Origin of the sequence: Flavobacterium pygoscelis (genome assembly GCF_023162025.1) — a bacterium.
Lineage (GTDB): Bacteria > Bacteroidota > Bacteroidia > Flavobacteriales > Flavobacteriaceae > Flavobacterium > Flavobacterium pygoscelis.
In genome coordinates, this window is the sequence record NZ_JALNUB010000001.1 from 244491 (window position 1) to 265367 (window position 20877).

A 20877-nucleotide genomic window follows, 5' to 3' on the forward strand; every position below is an offset into this window, starting at 1 on the left:
TAAACTTTACTGCTCATGATACTAATTTTCGACTCTTACCATTACCATTTTTCCGTTATAAGGTTTATTTCCTTTTGAATCTTGTACTTGTTTTGCTTCTTCAATAGAGTCGAACTTAGTAAAGTAAATAAAATATTTACTTGTATTTACATCGTAAAAGAAATTAATATTTTTCTCTCCTGCAGCAACCACTTTTCGTAAGAATTCATCTCTTTTGGCAACATCACTGTGTACTGCTAGTACTAAATAATATCCACCTTCAACATTCTTAATACTCTTAATGATCTGCATATTAGATTGTTCTTCACCATAATTAAAATCCTGCGGTTTAAATACTTCTTTACTGAGTGGCGTTGTTTCTTTAATACGTTTTAGGGTTGCCATGTCATTAGCGTAGCGACCTTGATCATTTTCAAAAGAAGCACGTTTGATTCTTCTTTTCTTTTCGATTTCAGTTTCCACTTTAATTTTTTCTAATGATGCTAATAAATTACTATTCGTCTGTAAAACTTTAGCTTGATCTGCTTTTAAGGCTTCAATAGTTTTTAAATAATACAGCGTAGTTGGATCATTTTTATTTCCTTTTTTAAGTCTCTCATTATATAAATTTTCTAATGAAACAATTTTATTATTTTGACTTTTGTTTAACTCAGCAATACTAGCTTGTAAAGCAGCTAGAGCATTGTTTTGTGCAGAAATACTTTTGAAAGGTTTAGGCTCTTTAAAGATTCCTTTATCACTTAAATCGTTTTCCTCTTTTAAGTCATTAAGTTCTTTATCTCTTTCAGCAACTGTTGCATCTAATTTACTTAACAAATCTTTTTGACCACTTTCAGATTCCGTTATAAATTGACTCAAATCTTTCATGGCTCTGGCATTATCGTCCTTGCCTTCTAAAATATTTTTTTCTTGAGCTAATGCTATTGCTTTCGCTTTGGCATCGGCAGCCAATCTTGCTTCCGCATCTAATTTTTCCTGAACTAAAGCAGCTGCTTTGGCCTGAGCTTCAAGTGCTAATCTTGCTTTATTCTCTATATCTGCTTTTGCTTGAGCCTCTGCAGCTAGTTTAGCATTCGCTTCCGCTGCTAATTTTGCTTTGGCTTCTGCTTCGACTTTTTCTTTTGCTAATGCTGTAGCTCTGGCTTGAGCCTCTGCAGCCAATTTAGCATCTACTATTGCTTTAGCTTTAGCTTCTGCTTCTAATTTTTCTTTCGCTTGTGCTGCTGCTTTTGCTTGAGCGTCTGCAACCAATTTAGCGTCTGCTATTGCTTTGGCTTTAGCTTCTGCTTCTAATTTTTGTTGCGCTAATGCTGCAGCTTTCGCTTGAGCTTCTGTCGCTAATTTAGCATCAGTCTCCGCTTTAATCTTAGCGGCAGCTTCTTGTTTCTCTTTAGCTAGTGCTGCAGCTTTAGCTTGTGCTTCTGCCGCTAATTTTGCATCGGCTTCGGCTTTAATTTTCGCTTCTGCAGCTAATTTTTCTTTAGCTAAGGCTGCTGCTGCTTTCGCTTGAGCATCTGCTTCTTGTTTCTCTTTAGCTAATGCTGCTGCTTTAAGTTGGGCTTCCGCAGCTAGTTTAGCATCGGCTTCCGCTTTAATTTTAGCTGCTGCATCTAATTTTTCTTTTGCAAGGATTGCCGCTGCTTTTGCTTGCGCATCTGCATCTTGTTTCTCTTTAGCTAATGCTGCAGCTTTGGCTTGCGCTTCAGCTGATAGTTTAGCATCGGTTTCTTGTTTCTCTTTTGCTAGTGCTGCTGCTTTTAGTTGTGCTTCCGCAGTTAGTTTAGCATCAGATTCCGCTTTAATTTTAGCTGCTGCATCTAATTTTTCTTTGGCTAAGGCTGCCGCTGCTTTCGCTTGAGCATCTGCTTCTTGTTTCTCTTTAGCTAATGCTGCAGCTTTGGCTTGCGCTTCAGCTGATAGTTTTGCATCTGATTCTTGTTTCTCTTTAGCTAGTGCTGCTGCTTTGGCTTGCGCTTCAGCTGCTAGTTTAGCATCGGCATCCGCTTTAACTTTAGCTGCTGCATCTAATTTTTCTTTGGCTAAAGCTGCCGCTGCTTTCGCTTGAGCATCTGATTCTTGTTTTTCTTTAGCTAATGCCGCTGCTTTGGCTTGCGCTTCAGCTGATAGTTTGGCATCTGATTCGGCTTTAATCCTAGTTGCAGCATCCAATTTTTCTTTGGCTAGTGTTGCTGCTTTGGCTTGAGCTAGAGCCTTTGCTCTTGCGTCTGCATCTGCTTTTACTTTTGCTTCAGCATCCAATTTAGCTTGAGCTAGTGCTGCTGCTTTTGCCTGCGCTTCTTTGATTCTATCGTTTTCCGTTTGTTTTGGCTGTGCTAATGCCGCTGCTCTTGCTGCTGCGTCTGCTTTAATTTTGGCATCTGCGTCTGCTTTAGCTTGTGCTACTGCCGCCAGTTTTGCTTGAGCCTCTGCTGCTAATTTAGCTTTTGCATCTTCATTTGCTTTAAGTTTAGCGGCTGCATCTGCTCTAGCTTGAGCTAGTACAGCTGCTTTGGCTCTATTCTCCGCTTCTAACTTAGCTTTAGCATCAGCTACTGCATTGTTTTTTGGTGCTACAGCAGGTTTTGGTTTACTAGCAATGTTTTTTGGTGCTTGAGTCGTGTTGATAATAGCGCCTTCAATCTCATCATCATCTTGATAGTATTTGTTACTTTTAAATTTATAAGCAAGGGAAATTTCATGTGAAGAACCAAAATTAGAAAGACTACCAGTAGCCTTTTCATAATTATATTCGATAGAAATTTTTGGAGTTAAGTTTAAACCCAAACCTCCAGACATTCCGTACAAAGTATTGTATCCACCTTGTGCCCAAACACCACTAGGAATAGCAAACATGACCAATCCTGAGATAACTGTTTTTTCTTTTTTAAGCTCTGTTCTTACCAAAGCAGAAAACTTACTTCTATCAAAAAAACCATTGGTTTCTAAATATCCTGTATGCATTGCATGTAACTCAATACTTTTCTCAGGATCATCCTGAACCATTTTTGAAGTCTTAATATTGTACAAGAATACATTATTAATAGAGGCTCCAAAATCTAGGAAGGCAGTACCATAATTAATTCCTGGATTAATAGATAATAAAAAATTAGAAGGAATATTATCTAATGAAGGATCTGGATAATTCGTAATAACTTTCGCAGTATTCAAACCACTTTTATAAAAGGCTAAATTTAATCCAAAAGTTAAATTACTATCTTGATCTAATTCTACGTTTTGAGCAAAATTTAGGACACCTCCAAAGGTGGTTAAAACTCCATAATTTTGTTGAAATACACCCACAGAAACCCCTTGATTTTCTCTAAAACGACCTGAATAACCAAACATATAAGTTTGAGGAGCATTATCGAATTGAACCCATTGTCTTTTGTTGTAAAAGCTAATAGTACTCCCTTGTTCCCGAACAAAACTAAAAGTTGGATTGATTAAAAAGCGATTAAATTTTAATGAATTTCTGATTGGTAATGTAAACGAAACAACTCCATCCTCTTTGACTATGTCTTGAGAATAGAGTATTTGATTTGAAACGTAAAAAAAGATAATGAATAGTAAAAGTTTCTTCATATTATTTAATCAAAGTTATAGAACCTTTTTTTACTTTTTTATCTTTTGTTGTAATAATGTAATAAAAGACTGGGTTTATATTTTTGAAATCCATAGAACTTTCGGGCCAATTATTTTGATAATTATCAGTTTTTAAAACTTGTTTCCCTGAAGCGCTTATTATCTGAACTTCAGTATTAGTTCCTCCTAAATATTCTTGCGGAATAACCCAAGTATCATTTATATCATCTCCATTAGGACTAATAAGATTTGGTATTGAAGTTACACTTGCGTCTATAATAGGATACTTAAATGTAAAATTAAATGTTTTAGTAGATGCACAACCCGTAGCTTGATTTATTACCAGACTATAATCTCCTGCAGTAGTAATATCATAACTATTTGATGTGGCTGCAGGCACTATTATTCCATTTTTAAACCATTGAAAAGTAGGATTTATAGCTGTAGTAGTGGCAATAACAGTTTTTGACTCTCCCTCTTGTAATGTAACTACATCTGGGATATTTATACTGCTGTTAAATTGGATTTCTTGTAAATTTATTATTGAAGTATTAACACAGCCACCCAAATCAACTTTAACAGAATAGGAACCCGCTTTATTGGCGTCATAAGTGATTGAAGTTGCACCATTAATTGCCACATCATCAAGATACCACTGATAACTATTTGCTACTTGACTTGTTAAAGTTGTTGCTCCTTGTGAAGCACAAAAAGGATTTCCTTTACTTGAGGTAATATTTGAAATTTGAACAGATGCAGAGTCAACTCTTACACGATTGGAATAAGAATTAGAAGTACAAGAACCATAATTGGTTTCTACATAATAAGTACCCGGTTGATTTACCGACAGACTGGTTGTAGTTCCCACTAAAATAGGATTAGGTAAAGCTTCCTTGTACCACTTATAAGTTAAAGAGGGATATTTAAGAGGAGAATCATTTGTACCAGTACCTGGATTATCAATTTTTAAAACATAACTACCACCTGAACAATAACTAGCTGTAGCCACAAAATTATTGATTGAAAAAGGACTGTTTTGAATTTGATAGTAGGCTGAGAAAGAAACAGATTCTGCGCTTGTTTTTGCAGGGTTAGTACTTCTTACTCTGATTTTATAATTTTCTCCACCCGTATTTTGAGGAAAAGAAAAGTTTAAACTTCCTTTAGAAGTAGTTATTGCACCTGGATTACTGCTAACAAGTATAACAGCACTAGAGAATGAGCCATTAGCATCCGACAATTCTACAATAAATTGATTACTGAGATTTAATGCCGATTGTGGCGAAAAGCTAAATTCAACTTTAAATGGAGCAGTTGAATTATAAGACTCATCTGCACAAACTTGTGTAAAGTTAAGTACAGGTGAGCCTATAGATATTTGAGAATATGTAGTGCTAATTGATAAAAACAGCACTAAAAGTAATAAACACGAAAAATATTTTTTTACCATGGGAGCAATAGCTGAACTCTTCTTAATATAGTATAACTAACAAATATAACTTAGTGAAAAAAAAGGAATCCCTACATAAGTTAAAATTCACACTATTTTCAATTGAAAACTATTTATCTACATTAGAAGCAACAATTTTTCCAATTTTCAATCTGAAGTCTGGTCTTTTGTTATTTAAGAAGTCAATAAAGGTTTCGTTGTTATCGCTTTTAGAATAAAAATTAGCGAATGAACTATTACCATACCAACCTTCTAAATCTTCGTTATTAGTATTAAACTCTGTAAATATATTTCCGTTACAGAAATTAAAATACATGTGTTCAAATTTAATTCTTTTTAGATTTTTGTCATTGATTTCAATTTTACTATCTAACAAAACAGCTGGATTAAAACCTGATATTACTGTTTTTCTACATTCTAAAGATGAATTTTCCGAAACATAAATAGCCTCTTTAATCAAACCTGAAGCGATATCAACAGCAATGTTTTCGCTACCATTTACTAAAGTAAGGTTTGTAGCTACAACTAATGTTTGTTTTTTGGCAAAATCGACTTCATCTTTAGTAGTGTAAGAAGCAACATCTAAACATCTTGAACCATTTTGATTAGATAAAAACGAAGAACGAATCGCTAATGAATTATCAATTTGGCATTGCGTACCATAATTAAATTTGTAGTCATTACTGCTAGATTTAAAAGAAACTAGTTTATTCAATTTCACTTCTCCTCCTAAAACTTCAAAAGAATCACCTCCTGAAAAACTAACCATAACATTTTCAACTACAGTTTTATTTCCTACTCCACATAACAATAAAGAATTAAAATTCTCTGTACCTTTTAATTTTGCACCTGCAAATTCTATTCTTACAAATCTTAAAATTCCTGAATTACTTGCAGCGTTAGTTCCACCGAAAGCAGTTAACGCAGGATTAAGTTCAAAATTGGCTGCTGAAACACCACCAAATCTATTTATAGGTGCATCTCCTAATAAAATTATTCCTCCCCAATCTCCAGCTTTTTTTAAGCTTTTGTTAGAAGTAAAAACAATAGGATCTGTATCTAAACCATCTGCTATTAAAGTAGCTCCTTTAGTAATTACTAAAGATGCTTTTGATTCAGAATCACAAATAATTACTGTTCCCGGATCAATTGTAAGCGTAGCATTATTTGTTACGTATACATTCCCTTGTAATAAGTAAATATTTTTCTTTTCTAATTTTGTATTTACAGAAATATTACCAGCTAAAATTCTGTTGGCTTCTCCGTATTCTTGTTTATTAGGCTTAAAATCTGTCCAATTGTTTAACCAATTATTAGATCCTATTATTCCTTTTTCCTGTTGTGCAGTAACACTTCCAGCTATCAAAAGAAACACGCCAATAAGTTTAGTAATGTTTTTCATAATATTATTAATAAAGGGTTATTTTTTTTTACTGATTTTAATTTTAATCTTAATCTAACACGGATTATATGAACTACAACTCGTTAAATTCATGAAGCGATTTCATTGTATTTTCATAGAACAAAATAGCCGCAATTAAATTATCCTTATCCGAATAAGGCAACATTCGTCTTTGAAAATCTACAGTCAATGCTAGAAATGCAGTAGTACCTTCTACTTGCGCTTCCATCGATTTTTTGTTTTCTGCATTATTAGGTATACCAATGTCTGTAATAGTAACTCCTGGTTTAGTAGCTAATGCAATATAAGGTAATATTTTAACAAGAACTTGTATTCGTTCTACATATAATTCCAAAAGCTCTCCTTTTTGCATACCTCTCAATTCATCCAAACCGTGATATTTTTTAATGGATGCGCTTGAACTAATAATACTTCTTGGAGCATTTTTATTTTGTGAAAAACCCAAACTGGCAGTGAATAAAAAAACACTTAAAAAAATAATTTTAGTCTTCATACTTAATATAAAATAGTTAATATTATCAAAACAAAAGTAACAAATTAAAATTAATTTACAACATTTATTAACAATCGTTGGTTAAAAAAGTATTATCAAAACGCTCGTATCACAAGCCATACGTATTAAACAAACGAAACTTACAGTATGTTAAAATTTTTAACAATTAAAAAATGTAAGAATAATAAACACAAAAAAACAGAAAAGAGGATTAGTTACCTTATAATAATCTCAAAACCAAATTGATTTCTGGTTATAAAAAGAGTATTATTTAATTGCAAAAAAAAGATAGTTTAAACTTAAACAAGCATTTACATGCTTAAAAACTAACTGATTTTTAACAACCAAATTAAGAACGCTAACTCTACACATTCAATTTCATTACTTAATATTGCAATACTAAGGTTTTATATAGAATGATGCAATTTTTTTTATTGTTAATTAATTAAATTTAAGCAAAAAAAGGTAAATAAATTAAATACGACATTCCAAAAACATCATTAGTATTTTAATTTATGATAGGTAAATGCATTAAAATTTTGACGACAAAACATCTATTAATTGTTGGATGAAACAAAATTAATTTGAATAAAAGCAGGACAAATAATCCAATTTGCTAAAAAAACAATCAAATTAAAATATTAACTCTTAATAGATTGAAGTTTTTAAAAACATCACAATTAAAACTATAAAAACTAGCGTAGTAATAAAAATTCAATACTTTTTTGATAACAAAAGAGAAAATACTTTAAAGCAGTCAAAAAAAGATTTACAGCAAGAATTTTGAAGCTGTAAACTTTGCCTTATATAATTTTAGCCTATACCATTTTCTATTATCTTTGCTTTATGCAATTTTCAGAAATTTTAGGGCAAGATCATATTAAAAACCATTTAACAAAAAGTGCCGATTTAGGCCGAATTCCGCACGCACAATTATTTGTTGGTCCAGAAGGAAGTGGAACATTAGCTATGGCAATTGCTTATGCTCAGTACATTATCTGCAACAATATCAATAGCCAAAATGAGGGAGAAAACTTGGCTTGTAATCTAAAATTCCAAAAAATTTCACATCCTGATTTACATTTTATCTATCCAACAGTCAGCACAGAAGATGTAAAAACTAAGCCAAAAAGTATTGACTTTATAGCGGAATGGAGACTGTTTTTAGAACAAAACATATATGGAAGTCTTTTTGATTGGTACCAAGTTTTAGGGGTAAAAAATAAGCAAGGAGAAATTAGAGTCGATGATGCGCAAGAAATTCTTAAATTATTGGCGCTAAAATCTTTTGAAGGTGGACACAAAATCGTTATTATTTGGATGGCCGATAAGCTAAACATTGCTGCATCTAATAAATTATTAAAACTACTTGAAGAGCCAACAGATAAGACTGTTTTTATATTGATATCCGAAAATGAAGAAGATATTATACAAACCATTCGCTCCCGATGTCAAGTATTACATTTTAATGGCTTACCCGAAAACATAATTTCAGAAGCTTTAATTTCTAATGAAAATGCTGATTCCAAAACTGCTTTAAAAATAGCTCATCAAGCACAAGGAAACTATAACAAAGCGATTCAGTTATTACAACCCGATAGCGAGACCACTTTTTTTGAAAAATGGTTTGTAGATTGGGTCCGTGCAGCTTTTAGAGCCAAAGGAAATGCTGCTGCAATACAAGATCTTATTCAATGGAGTGAACAAATCGCTGCTTTAGGAAGAGAAACACAGAAAAAATTTCTTCATTTTTGTATTGATATGTTTCGCCAAGCTTTGTTACTAAATTATCAAACACCTAAATTAGTATATATAGAACCTCAAGTCGAAAAGTTCAAATTAGAAAATTTTGCACCTTTTGTAAATGGCAACAACATTAATGACATTTTTAAAGAACTTTCTGATGCTATGTATCATATCGAGCGTAATGGAAACGCAAAAATTATTTTAACCGATTTATCAATCAAACTAACCCGTTTAATTCACAAAAAATAAAAAAATGAACAACATTACTTCTATTTTAATTTTAATCTTTTTAGCTATAACATTTCTACAGTCAGGCTACGATAAACTTTTTAACTGGAAAGACAACGTAGATTGGCTAAAAGGTCATTTTGCAAAAACACCCTTAAAAAATAATGTTCCTTTAGCATTAGCGAACATTTTAGTATTAGAACTCATCGCCGGAATTTTATGCGTTGTAGGATGCGTTCAACTAGTGGTGAATAACGGAAGGCTTTTTGGTTTTTATGGAGCCGTTTTTTCATGTATTACCTTATTAATGCTGCTTTTTGGTCAGCGCTTGGCTAAAGATTACGATGGAGCAAGAACAATAGTTATCTATTTTATACCCGCTATATTAGCTGTTTATTGGTTAAACTAAAAATAAATTACAAAAAATTACATTGACAATACAAATGACACCAAAACATCCTTCAGAGTCTTTGACTATACTAACAGATTTAGTTTTACCAAGTGAAACAAATCCTTTAAACAATCTTTTTGGCGGTGAATTATTAGCGCGTATGGATCGTGCAGCAAGTATTGCAGCAGGAAGACATTCTCGCAGAATTACCGTTACAGCCTCCGTAAATCACGTAGCTTTTAACAGAGCAATTCCTTTGGGAAGTGTAGTAAATGTGGAAGCAAAAGTTTCCCGATCTTTCAAGAGTTCAATGGAAATTTATATTGATGTTTGGGTAGAAGACAGACAATCAGGAAATCGTGCAAAAGCTAATGAAGCAATATACACTTTTGTGGCCGTAGATGATACAGGAAGACCGGTTGAAGTTCCCCAGATAATACCCGAAACTGAACTCGAAAAAGAACGTTTTGATGCAGCGCTGCGACGCAAACAACTGAGTTTAGTTTTGGCAGGAAAAATGAATCCACAAGATGCTACAGAGTTAAAAGCATTATTTGTTTAAATATTAGCCTTATTTTTAATTAAAACTTAAGGTTTTAAAATATTTGATAAAGAGAATATTCACATTAAAAAAAGAAGTATTTTTACGAAAATATATATTCTTGCAAAATTAGAATTTTCAGGATAATTACACATCCTGTCAGTTTCTTACAGTTATAAAATAATACAAATAGATGAAAGAAAAGGTAAAAGAGAAGATGAGCACAGAAAAAGAAAACAAATTAAAAGCGTTACAACTTACGCTGGACAAACTAGATAAGACTTACGGAAAAGGAACTGTAATGAAAATGGGGGACAAAGCCATTGAGGAAGTAGAAACTATTTCATCAGGATCTTTGGGAATCGATTTAGCATTAGGAGTTGGTGGTTATCCAAGAGGAAGAATTATAGAAATTTACGGTCCAGAATCATCTGGAAAAACAACGCTAACACTTCATGCGATTGCAGAGGCGCAAAAAGCGGGAGGAATTGCTGCTTTTATTGATGCTGAGCATGCATTTGATAGAAATTATGCTGAAAAATTAGGAGTAGATATTGAAAACTTAATCATTTCGCAACCAGACAATGGGGAACAAGCATTAGAAATTGCTGAAAACCTAATTCGTTCGGGAGCAATTGATATTGTAGTTATTGACTCGGTTGCTGCTTTGACTCCGAAAAGTGAAATTGAAGGAGAAATGGGAGATTCTAAAATGGGTCTTCACGCTCGTTTGATGTCTCAAGCTTTAAGAAAGTTAACTGGAACAATCAGCAAAACAAACTGTACAGTTTTCTTTATCAACCAATTGAGAGAGAAAATTGGAGTAATGTTTGGAAATCCAGAAACAACAACTGGAGGAAATGCATTGAAGTTTTACGCTTCGGTACGTTTAGATATTCGTCGTTCAACACAAATAAAAGATGGTGACAACGTAATTGGAAACAGAACCAAAGTTAAAATTGTGAAAAATAAAGTGGCTCCACCATTTAAAGTAGCCGAATTTGACATCATGTATGGTGAAGGGGTTTCTAAAACTGGTGAAATTTTAGATCTAGCGGTTGAATTTGAAATTATCAAAAAATCTGGTTCTTGGTTCAGTTATGGAGAAACTAAATTAGGACAAGGTCGTGATGCTGTAAAATCTTTAATTAAAGATAATCCAGAATTAGCAGACGAATTAGAAATTAAAATAAAAGCAAGAATTAAAGAAATTGCAGAAGCATAATTAAATTCATTGTACTCATAAAAATGCTCGGAAAACTTCCGAGCATTTTTTTTTTTTTAAAACTCCATAAAATTTTTTAAAATGCTTTGAAATAAAAGGCTATTAAATCTGTTTTTATTTTAACCAAATAAAAAATATAAAGTATGTCTAATTCAATATATAACAGATTTTTACACTATTTTTTTTATTTAATTTAGTAAATTTTAAGTACAATTCTATCCTTTCCATTTTTAATAAGGTTCATTAATTTTGATAAAAAAATAATGTTTCAAGCAACCTTTTTTATAATCTACACTCTTAAGATAGTAATGCATAAATTATTAACTAAAAAATGAAAAAAATGAAAAAAATTGCACTGCTTTTAGTACTCATTAGCACCTTAGTAGGATGCACACTTGACAATGAAAATAAAGATACATACTCGTATTCTATATTACCAATTGATAGTTATACCCTTCCTCCTACTTTTAAATTAGGAGAAACCTATGCTATAAAATTAAAATACCAAAGACCTACAGCTTGTTATCTTTTTGAAGGTATTTACTATAATAAAAATTTAAATACTAGAACAATTGCGATACAAGCTGCAGTTAAAGACAATCAAGCCTGCACCACTGAATTACCGCCATTATCAGAGGCATCCTTCAATTTTCAAGTAACGTCTACAGGATCTTATATTTTTAAATTTTACAAAGGAAAAGACGCTGAAAATAAAGACTTGTATGAAGAAGTAGTTGTACAAGTAACTCCATAATATAAATTCTGTGTCATTAGAAGAAATTATAGCAGAATGTAAAAAGAACCACCCCAAAGCTCAAGAACAATTGTATCAATTGTTTGCTAAAAAGTTTTTTGGGGTGTGTCTTAAATATTCGCGTAATTATGATGATGCTCAAGACAATTTACAAGATGGCTTTATAATTATCTTTAAAAAAATACACCAATATAGTGGCAAAGGGTCTTTTGAAGGCTGGGCCAAAAGAATACTAATAAATAATGCCTTACTCCGCTTTAAGGATATTCGGTTTCTGGAAATAATTGACGATAGTATAGCTGAAGTAGCCCTAGAAATAGAAGACGAAAATATCTCACTAGAGTATCTTTTGCAAATCATACAAGAATTACCGGATCAATACCGAATTGTATTTAGTTTATATGTTCTTGATGGTTATTCTCATAAAGAGATTAGTGAAATGCTAAAGATATCGACTGGAACAACAAAATCTAATCTTTATAGAGCACGACTAATTTTGAAAGAAAAAATTGAAAAAATAACCACTTTTAAATTCGAATCATCGGCAAAATGAAAAATAAAAAAAATATAGACCGATTGTTTCAAGAACGCTTTAAGGATTTTGAGAGTGCTCCTAATGATCAAACCTGGTCAAAAATACAAACTGGTTTAAAAGAAGAAAAAAAAGAACGAAAAATTATTCCGTTATGGTTTAAATATTCAGGAATAGCTGTTGCATTTTTTGTTGGGTTTTTTAGTCTTAACACGCTTTATAAATCCCAAAACAGTACTAAATATAGGCTTGAAAATAATATAGTTATACCCAAAGAATCTTTAGATTCAAACAATAATACTACGGTTATTATAGACAGTACTTCAAGAGGAATTAAAAAAACGATGGAGGAAATAAAAAGTTTATCAATCGCTGTTGGTGATTCCTCAACAAACACAATACAACACGAATCATCTGCCAAAACAACGAATAATACAACAAGTAAACAAAAAAATGCTATAGTGAATAGCCAACAAAATAATTCAAAATCGATAGTAAAAAATCTTAAAAATTCAAGAACAGAGTCACTGACTGCAAATCAATACTTACTTAAAAAAGAAACCAATTCAAGTGAATTGCAGTTCCCAGGAAAAATAACTGAAGCAATAAATAAAAACGATAATTTAGCTATTAATCAAGATCAATCTGAATCTAAAAGGAGTAATGAAATTATAGTTCCGAACGAATTAGAAGTCATTTTAGCGCAAAAAAAAGATCTTAAGGATAAAGTCGTATCAAATAATGTAAAAAGATGGGAAATCGCACCAAATGTATCTGCAATGTATCCCAATTCTAAAGTGGCAAACATTGATCCTGAATTTAATCAAAATTCAAAAAGTAGTGATAAAAGCGTTGGTTTTGGTATTGGTATTAAATATGCGGTTAGCAAAAAAATGGTTTTGAGAACAGGAATTAATAAATTTGATTTAGGTTTTAACACCAATAATGTCACTTATTCTTCTGGATTAAATACTACTGCCTTAGCAAATATAAGTTATACTGAAAATGCCATGATTGAGATAAGAAATAATAAAGACGGAAATCCTCTAATGTCATTCGAAAAAGATTTACAGAAAACAAACAGCGGAACTGTAAATCAAAAAATGGGATATTATGAAATTCCATTAGAAGTTTCTTATGCAATTTTTGATCGAAAAATGGGCATTAGCGTAATAGCTGGAGTTAGTACGTTATTTTTAGACGAGAATAAAATTTCATTAATCTCATCAGATAATACCATACAATTGGGAGAAGCGAACAACTTAAATTCAGTAAATTTTAGCACTAATATTGGTTTGGGATTTCAATATAAATTTATAAAATCTTTTCAGTTGAATCTAGAACCCATGTTTAAATATCAACTCAATACTTTTAATACAAATTCTGGAACTAAACCTTTGATTTTTGGATTATATAGCGGAATTAGTTACCATTTTTGATAGTATCAGACTCAAATTGTAGTAATTGAGAATAAATTATTTCACGTACTTCCTCACGAATTACTTTTCGATCTACATTTGTGCCAGAAGTCGCGACATGATGATGCATTTTGACACGCATTAAACCGGGGCTTCCGCTAAAAAAAGTATAAGAAAATCTTTTTTTATTATCAGCAAAAGTGATTGGTGCAATTGGAATACCATGATCTACAGCCAAACGAAAAGCTCCATCTTTAAAAGTGTCTAATAAAATAGATTCATCGTCAGGAACTCCACCTTCAGGGAAAATACAAATACTCAACCCTTGATTGATCCTTTTTTGAGCAAGGTCAAAAACTTCCATTTTACTTTTAGAAGAATTTCTATCTACAAGAATACAGGATCTTTTATAGAAAAAACCAAACAAAGGAATTTTAGAAAGCTCTTTTTTTCCAACAAAAACAAATGGATTTTTAGTTAATGCAAGCATTAGCATAATGTCTGCCATTGAGGTATGATTAGCAACAATCATGTAGCTTTTTCGATATTCCATCTCTTGTTCCTTATCAACTTTATAACGGAATCCCATTCCGAATAAAATAAATTTAGCCCAAATTCGAGCCATTTTAAAAAAGTAAGGATAACCACTTTCTGTTAAAATAGACAAAACCAAAAAGGGAAACATAATCAGTATAGGAATGGCCATTAAAACATAAAACCAAATGCGCCAAAGTGTCCAAAAAATAATCTTTACTCCTCTCATAACGCCAAAAGTAACAAATCAGAAGTTATCATTGTTAAAAAAATTTACTACATTTTTTTACAATTACTGTGAATATTTAAATTTTTCATACAAATTAATCTTTCACTTATGCGGGAATTATTAAAAACAATTTAATTAAGAATGAGGAACTACTATTTTTAAAATTTGCGAATTTGCGGTAAAAAATAAAAAACTTCACGAACTTTGCGAATTAGAAAAAAATTACAATGGCAAAAATACTTACAGGCGTACAAAGTACAGGAACTCCTCATTTAGGAAACCTACTTGGCGCAATCATTCCAGCAATAGCATTATCAAATAAACCGGAAAATGAATCCTTCCTTTTTATCGCTGATTTGCATTCGATTACTCAAATAAAAAATGGCGAAACGTTGCGCACAAACACCTACAGTACAGCAGCAGCTTGGCTTGCTTGTGGTCTTGATGTAAACAAAGTAGTTTTTTATAGACAGTCTGATGTACCACAAACGGCAGAATTGTCATGGTATTTAAGTTGTTTTTTTCCGTTTCAACGTTTAACATTAGCACATTCGTTTAAAGACAAAGCAGACCGATTGGATGATGTAAATGCAGGTTTATTTAGTTATCCGATGTTGATGGCTGCCGATATTTTGCTTTACGATGCAGAGTTTGTTCCGGTTGGAAAAGACCAATTGCAACACCTTGAAATCACGCGTGATGTGGCTTCTCGTTTCAATCATCAAATGGGTGAAACATTTGTAATTCCTGAAGCTATTGTACAACAAGACGGTTTACTAATTCCAGGAACCAATGGCGGAAAAATGAGTAAATCAGCTAATAATATTATCAATATATTTCTGGATGACAAAGCATTACGCAAGCAAGTGATGAGTATAGAAACGGATAGCACCCCGCTAGAAGATCCTAAAAATCCTGAAACTTGTAATGCTTTTGGAATTTATAAATTATTAGCCACTGAGGAACAATTGGCCATTATGACTTCTAATTATCTTGGTGGAAATTACGGTTATGGTCACGCCAAACAAGCTTTGTTTGAGTTAATTTGCGAAAAATTTAAAACCGAAAGAGAAAAATACAATTACTACATCAATAACCGCTCTGAATTAGATGCCCTATTAAAAATTGGTGCTCAAAAAGCAACAAGTATTGCTAATGGAGTTTTAGCAAAAGTTAGAGAAAAGTTAGGCTACGAAGTTATCTAGTTTTAGAAAAAGTAAACCCCAAATTCACAGATTTTTACAAACAAAATAATCTGCGAATCTGGGGTTTTAAAAATCATATCGCCTCAAACAATTTCCCAGGCAATGGTCTAATCACTCCTTTCAATTCCATATTCAACAGCATTCCCGAGATTTTATAAATTGGAAAATCGCAGCGCAAAGCAATAATATCCATTAGTTCTTTCCCTGTTTTCAACAAATAATCATATACTTTTTGCTCATCGTCTTCTAAAGTAACAAACAATTGTTTTTGTACTGGTTTTGTTTTCTGTTCAATATCCCAATTTAAAATATAAACCAAATCAGCCGCACTAGTGAGCACATTTGCTTTTTGGGTTTTAATTAAATTATTACAACCTTGACTGTACTTATCGGTAACTCGACCTGGAACGGCAAATACGTCACGGTTGTAATCATTTGCCATAGTTGCAGTAATCAAGGAACCTCCTCTATCCGCTGATTCGATTACAATAGTTGCTTCGCTCATTCCCGCTACAATCCGGTTTCTTTTCACAAAATTCTCTTTCTCAGGATTTGAGGAACTCCAAAACTCCGTCATAAAACCACCATTTTCCTCGATCTTTGCCACGTATTTTTTATGCGTTTTGGGATATATTTGGTTCAGTCCATGTGCCACTACTCCTATAGTTTGTAAATTATACTCCATTGCTAGTTGATGCGCAACAATATCAACACCGTAAGCAAATCCGCTGACGATTATAGGATCTAATGGAGCTAAATCTTCAATTAATTTTCTACAAAAATCGGTTCCGTATGAAGTAATCTGACGCGTTCCTACAATGCTAATTATTTTTCTGTTTTTTAGATCAATATTTCCAGATGTAAATAATAAAAGAGGTCCATCGATACAATGTTTCAACCGTTCTGGATAATTCTCGTCTTGAAAATGGGCAACACTAATATTATTTGCTTTGATGAATTCAATTTCTTGATTTGCTTTTTCAAATACCGATTTGTCTTTTAAATTTCTTAACAGCACTGCTCCTACTCCATCAATTCCAGCAAGTTGTGATGACTTTGCTTTAAAAATAGCTTCGGCACTTCCTAGATAAGTCACGAGTTTTTTGGCCATTATATCACCAACTCCCTCTATTTTTTGCAAAGCCAGTAAATAAAATAAATCTTGTTCGTTCATGCTAATTATTTGAGTGTGAAATGTATAAATTTTTATGCGAATTGTTAATAAAAATTGTGAATAAAATTTTGATAACTATTTTGCTTGACTAACTTTGTATCTATGAAAATTGAACTATACATCGCACAACTTCTATACCGTTATCAATGTGTAACTGTTCCTGGTTTTGGAGCTTTTTTGACCGAAATACAATCGGCTCAATTAAATCAGAACTCGAATTCTTTTTCTCCGCCTAAAAAGAGAATTGCTTTTAATGCTAATTTAAAAAATAATGATGGTTTGTTAGCGAGTCATATCGCACTAGCAGAGAAAACCTCTTATGATTATGTGTTGAGTGCTATTCAGCGCGAAGTTTTTAATTGGAAGATGACATTAGAGAAAAATGAAATCCTTGCAATTAAAAATGTAGGCTCAATTCGTTTGAATGCCGATAGAAACATGATTTTCACTCCCTACGATCAAGCGAATTATCTAACGAGTTCTTTTGGTTTAGCTCCTTTTATTTCTCCACTTGTTAAGAGAGAAAATTTTGAAAAAGAAATACAAAAAACAGACAACTCTACAACAATCTCTTTGAGAACAGTAGATTCTAAAACAGCGCCTTCTTATTTAAAATATGCTGCTATTTTTGTTTTAGGTTTAGGCATTGCTGCTAGCGTAGCTTATCCTATGTATCAAAACCAAATCGCATTAGAAACGATAGTGGTTAAAACAGCTGTACAAAAACAGGTTCAAAATAAAATTCAAGAAGCTACTTTCTTTATAGAAACTCCAGTTCCGGCCGTTACTCTTTCTGTAAAATCAGATAAAGAAGTAAAAATGCCTTATCATATCATGGCTGGTGTGTACCGTGAGGAAAAAAATGCCGACAAAACTTTGCGAAATCTAACTCGTTTGGGATACAACGCCAAACGTATTGCTGCAAATAAAAATGGTTATTATCCTGTTTTGTACGGAAGTTACGCAACATTTGCAGAAGCAGAAAAAGCGAAAAAAGAAATCAACGAAAAGCATAATCCTGATGCTTGGATTTTGATAGAATCGCTATAAAAATTTAAGTTAAAAAAAAACACCTTCAAAAATATTTTACTTTTGAAGGTGTTTTTTTTTGCTCAAACTATTTTAAAACGTATATGAAATTAGAAACATGATTTAAAATTCAAAATAAAGCTTTTTTAATTCCACAGGAGGCAAAAAACCAACATCTTTATTACTTAGTGGCTTTTAATAAATTTTACCCTTAAAACAGCTGTTTTGAAGCTTATCGCATACCTAAAGGACTGCTTTTTTAAACACAGTAGTTATTTTAAAAAAAAACTACCGAAATTTACTTTGTAATTTTAGCTAAGAGCCTCTCTTATTTCAATTGAAAAAGAAAGTAAATTAACTTTATTAGTATTCATTAGTTGCAATAAAAAATTATTTGAAAAAAAACCAACTAATTGTTTTTTGAATCTCCTTTTAAAATTTAATTCAAACTCGCTTTGTACATTCTGGCTTCGTTCCAGGTAAATTTTTCACTATTATTTTCCATTAAAGTATTTAGCGATTCTTCTTTATAACCTTTGAAAGCGGCGGCTAAAGTTTGAATTTTATCTGCAGTCAAAACCTCAGAAATCGATACCGCTTTAGTTTGTATCAATTGTACAAAGTGAGAATAGATGGTTTGTTTAGTCAGCACTCTAATTGTCGCAATATCATCTATAGATTTCTTCTCTACCCATAATTCATAGGTTTCTTGAACCGTTGACTTTTTAGGCGCTTTTGTTTTAGATTTTTTCGAAGTATAACGCTCTAAATCTTTGTCATCATCAATCAAAGTAATATTCAATTTTTTGAATTGCTCCTGAATAGCAGTTGTTTTATGGCTTATGTATTTTTTAATTTCTTGTGAGGTCAATTTCTCTTTAGAAATCGTTTCGCCTGCAACTACAGTTTCTATCAATAATTTAGCTTTCATTAACTGCAAAACGGCTTTGGTTTGCCATTCTTCCAAAATGATAAGTTCCTCGTAATACGTTTTTGCTTTTTTAGTTCGCTTTACTTCTTCAATTTTCCATAAAATTTCAAAAACCAAATCATCCATAGGTTTCATAAAATAGCTTAACGCTGCTTGAATGCGTTCTGAAATATGATTCATATCGACTGTTTCTTGACTAAAAAGTTTATTTAATTGAGAAACAAATTTTCTAGAAGGATCCAAAAGTTGTTCTATAACTTCTAACTGCTTGGCTGCCCAAGACGCTTGTTTAGATTTAACGGAACTTTCACCGTTTTCGTTATAACTAAATTTGTGATTGCGCCATTCCTGGGCTAAATCGATCCAATTAAAACTATTAATCAAGTAATTATGAATAAAATTTTTGGTTTCAAAGTGCAGTGCATTCTTTAAAAAATCATCAGAAGCTTTGTTTAGCGAATAGTCCATTACATCTTGATCGTTTGAAATACCATTCATTTGCAAAGGAGAGAGCAAAATAAGCCCTTCTAAGGAACGCAAACGCGATAATGCCACGTATGCCTGTCCTGGAAGAAAAACCTGCGAAACATCGAGTGCAGCTTTGTCAAATGTTAGGCCTTGACTTTTATGCACTGTAATGGCCCAAGCTAATTTTATGGGATAATGTACAAAAGTACCCAAAACTTCTTCTTCGATTTCCTTTGTGGCTTCATCTACTTTGTAGCGAATATTTTTCCACTCGTATTTTCCAACCTCAATTGTTTTATTTTCTTCTGGAAAATGAACTAATATTTCTTCATTAGAAAGTGACTTGATAACACCCATCTTTCCGTTGAAATAGTCTTTTTCTGCTGAAAGATCATTTTTGACAAACATTACTTGTGCTCCCACTTTTAATTGTAATTGTTGTTCCACGGGGAAAATTTTCTCAGGAAAATCACCAACAATATCAGGATTATAAACGACTAACTTTCCCTCTAAATCAGCTAGAGCCTGTGCATTCATCGTGTCAGCTTTATTATTATGGGTTGTCAAAGTAATATAACCTTTATTAGCTTTTAAATCAAAATCGGGTTTTACATATTTATTTAATGTTAGAATATCTTGTTGCGAAATTTGATTGTTTCGCAAATTGTTTAAAACCGAAATAAAAGTATCGTCTGTCTGACGGAAAATTTTAGACAATTCGATATACAACGGTGGATTTTGTTGAATTACGTGGGAATGGAAAAAGAATTTTCCGCGGTAATAAGTTTTCAGAGTGCGCCATTCCTCGTCTCGAATTACAGGCGGTAATTGTAACAAATCACCAATAAACAAAACCTGAACACCACCAAAGGGCGTCGATTTTTTGCGAACGGTTTGCATCATAAAATCCATGGCATCCAGCAAATCGGAACGCAACATACTTACTTCATCAATAATCAATAATTCCATGTTTCGAATTACCGATTTCTTTAAGCCACTCATTTTAAAATGCCTGCGCAAAGTGGCTTTGGTTTCAAATTTGGTGCTATCCGAAAATTGCGGTGCCGAATTATCTGGAATAAATCCACCGAAAGGCAACTGAAACATCGAGTGAATGGTTACTCCACCAGCATTTAATGCGGCTATCCCAGTTGGCGCTACCACAACAGTATTCTTGTGTGTCGTCTGGATAATTTCGCGTAAAAGTGTTGTTTTACCAGTTCCTGCTTTTCCAGTTAGAAAAACAGAGCGATGGGTTTGATTGATAAATTGTAAGGTGTAAGCTGCGGCTTCTGAAATGGTTTGCATTAGGCGTATATATAATTAGCTAAAGTATTGAAAATAAGGAATTAAATTAGCATTCTATGTAAAATATTTGTGTTTTCTATTCGAGTTTTTTAGCCCCGATAGTAACGTAAATCCTCGAAATTTAGAAATTTATTTTTTCTAGACAGAAAAGAGCGACTTATAGAAGCTCCTTTTATGGCTAAGAAAAAAAGGTTTCTAAAAGAGAGATTGAAGTGA

General features: G+C 32.4%; 16 protein-coding genes. 9 read left to right on the forward strand and 7 right to left on the reverse strand.

Annotated elements, in window-relative coordinates:
- Nucleotides 1-21: 21 nt before the first annotated feature.
- From MW871_RS01010 to MW871_RS01025, 4 genes are all read right to left on the reverse strand, one after another.
- On the reverse strand, nt 22-3582 hold the full coding sequence (locus tag MW871_RS01010; RefSeq protein WP_248427262.1) for a PorP/SprF family type IX secretion system membrane protein: 3561 nt from the start codon (nt 3580-3582) through the stop codon (nt 22-24).
- Between the two features lies 1 nt (nt 3583).
- Complete coding sequence (locus tag MW871_RS01015; RefSeq protein WP_248427263.1) at nt 3584-5032, reverse strand: T9SS type B sorting domain-containing protein; 1449 nt, start codon at nt 5030-5032, stop codon at nt 3584-3586.
- Between the two features lie 109 nt (nt 5033-5141).
- Nucleotides 5142-6434: a hypothetical protein gene (locus MW871_RS01020; RefSeq protein WP_188049250.1), complete on the reverse strand. Its 1293-nt coding sequence runs from the start codon at nt 6432-6434 to the stop codon at nt 5142-5144.
- 73 nt (nt 6435-6507) lie between these two features.
- On the reverse strand, nt 6508-6948 hold the full coding sequence (locus MW871_RS01025) for a hypothetical protein (protein WP_188049251.1): 441 nt from the start codon (nt 6946-6948) through the stop codon (nt 6508-6510).
- Between the two features lie 846 nt (nt 6949-7794).
- On the opposite strand from MW871_RS01025, the gene MW871_RS01030 reads away from it, so the two are divergent.
- The 7 genes from MW871_RS01030 (at nt 7795) to MW871_RS01060 (ending at nt 13804) form a co-directional block, all read left to right on the forward strand.
- On the forward strand, nt 7795-8943 hold the full coding sequence (locus tag MW871_RS01030; RefSeq protein ID WP_248427264.1) for a DNA polymerase III subunit: 1149 nt from the start codon (nt 7795-7797) through the stop codon (nt 8941-8943).
- A gap of 4 nt (nt 8944-8947) precedes the next feature.
- Complete coding sequence (locus tag MW871_RS01035; protein WP_188049253.1) at nt 8948-9331, forward strand: DoxX family membrane protein; 384 nt, start codon at nt 8948-8950, stop codon at nt 9329-9331.
- 34 nt (nt 9332-9365) lie between these two features.
- Nucleotides 9366-9875, forward strand: coding sequence for an acyl-CoA thioesterase (locus MW871_RS01040; RefSeq protein ID WP_188049254.1), 510 nt, complete (start codon nt 9366-9368; stop codon nt 9873-9875).
- A 196-nt stretch (nt 9876-10071) separates the two neighbouring features.
- On the forward strand, nt 10072-11079 hold the full coding sequence (gene recA / locus MW871_RS01045) for a recombinase RecA (protein WP_188049510.1): 1008 nt from the start codon (nt 10072-10074) through the stop codon (nt 11077-11079).
- 340 nt (nt 11080-11419) lie between these two features.
- A complete protein-coding gene (locus tag MW871_RS01050) occupies nt 11420-11833 on the forward strand; it encodes a hypothetical protein (RefSeq protein ID WP_248427265.1) in 414 nt (137 codons plus the stop codon).
- Nucleotides 11834-11843: 10 nt separating this feature from the next.
- Nucleotides 11844-12386, forward strand: coding sequence for an RNA polymerase sigma factor (locus tag MW871_RS01055; protein ID WP_248427266.1), 543 nt, complete (start codon nt 11844-11846; stop codon nt 12384-12386).
- Nucleotides 12383-13804 carry a PorT family protein gene (locus MW871_RS01060; RefSeq protein ID WP_248427267.1) on the forward strand — a complete coding sequence of 474 codons (1422 nt, stop codon included), beginning with the start codon at nt 12383-12385 and terminating at the stop codon, nt 13802-13804. Before MW871_RS01055 ends, MW871_RS01060 begins: the two co-directional genes overlap by 4 nt.
- On the opposite strand, the gene MW871_RS01065 is transcribed toward MW871_RS01060, so the two are convergent.
- Nucleotides 13788-14546 (reverse strand): lysophospholipid acyltransferase family protein, encoded by a 759-nt coding sequence (locus tag MW871_RS01065; RefSeq protein WP_210645129.1) that lies wholly within the window; start codon nt 14544-14546, stop codon nt 13788-13790. The genes MW871_RS01060 and MW871_RS01065 overlap by 17 nt on opposite strands.
- A gap of 227 nt (nt 14547-14773) precedes the next feature.
- Between MW871_RS01065 and trpS the strand changes: the two genes are divergently transcribed.
- Nucleotides 14774-15751, forward strand: coding sequence for a tryptophan--tRNA ligase (gene trpS, locus MW871_RS01070; protein WP_248427268.1), 978 nt, complete (start codon nt 14774-14776; stop codon nt 15749-15751).
- A gap of 73 nt (nt 15752-15824) precedes the next feature.
- On the opposite strand, the gene dprA is transcribed toward trpS, so the two are convergent.
- A complete protein-coding gene (gene dprA / locus MW871_RS01075; protein ID WP_248427269.1) occupies nt 15825-16925 on the reverse strand; it encodes a DNA-processing protein DprA in 1101 nt (366 codons plus the stop codon).
- Between the two features lie 102 nt (nt 16926-17027).
- Here dprA and MW871_RS01080 point away from each other — a divergent pair, with 102 nt between their 5' ends.
- Nucleotides 17028-17975: an HU domain-containing protein gene (locus MW871_RS01080; protein WP_248427270.1), complete on the forward strand. Its 948-nt coding sequence runs from the start codon at nt 17028-17030 to the stop codon at nt 17973-17975.
- Between the two features lie 418 nt (nt 17976-18393).
- Here the strand turns inward: MW871_RS01080 and MW871_RS01085 are convergent, their stop codons facing one another.
- On the reverse strand, nt 18394-20661 hold the full coding sequence (locus MW871_RS01085; RefSeq protein WP_248427271.1) for a helix-turn-helix domain-containing protein: 2268 nt from the start codon (nt 20659-20661) through the stop codon (nt 18394-18396).
- Nucleotides 20662-20877: the final 216 nt, after the last annotated feature.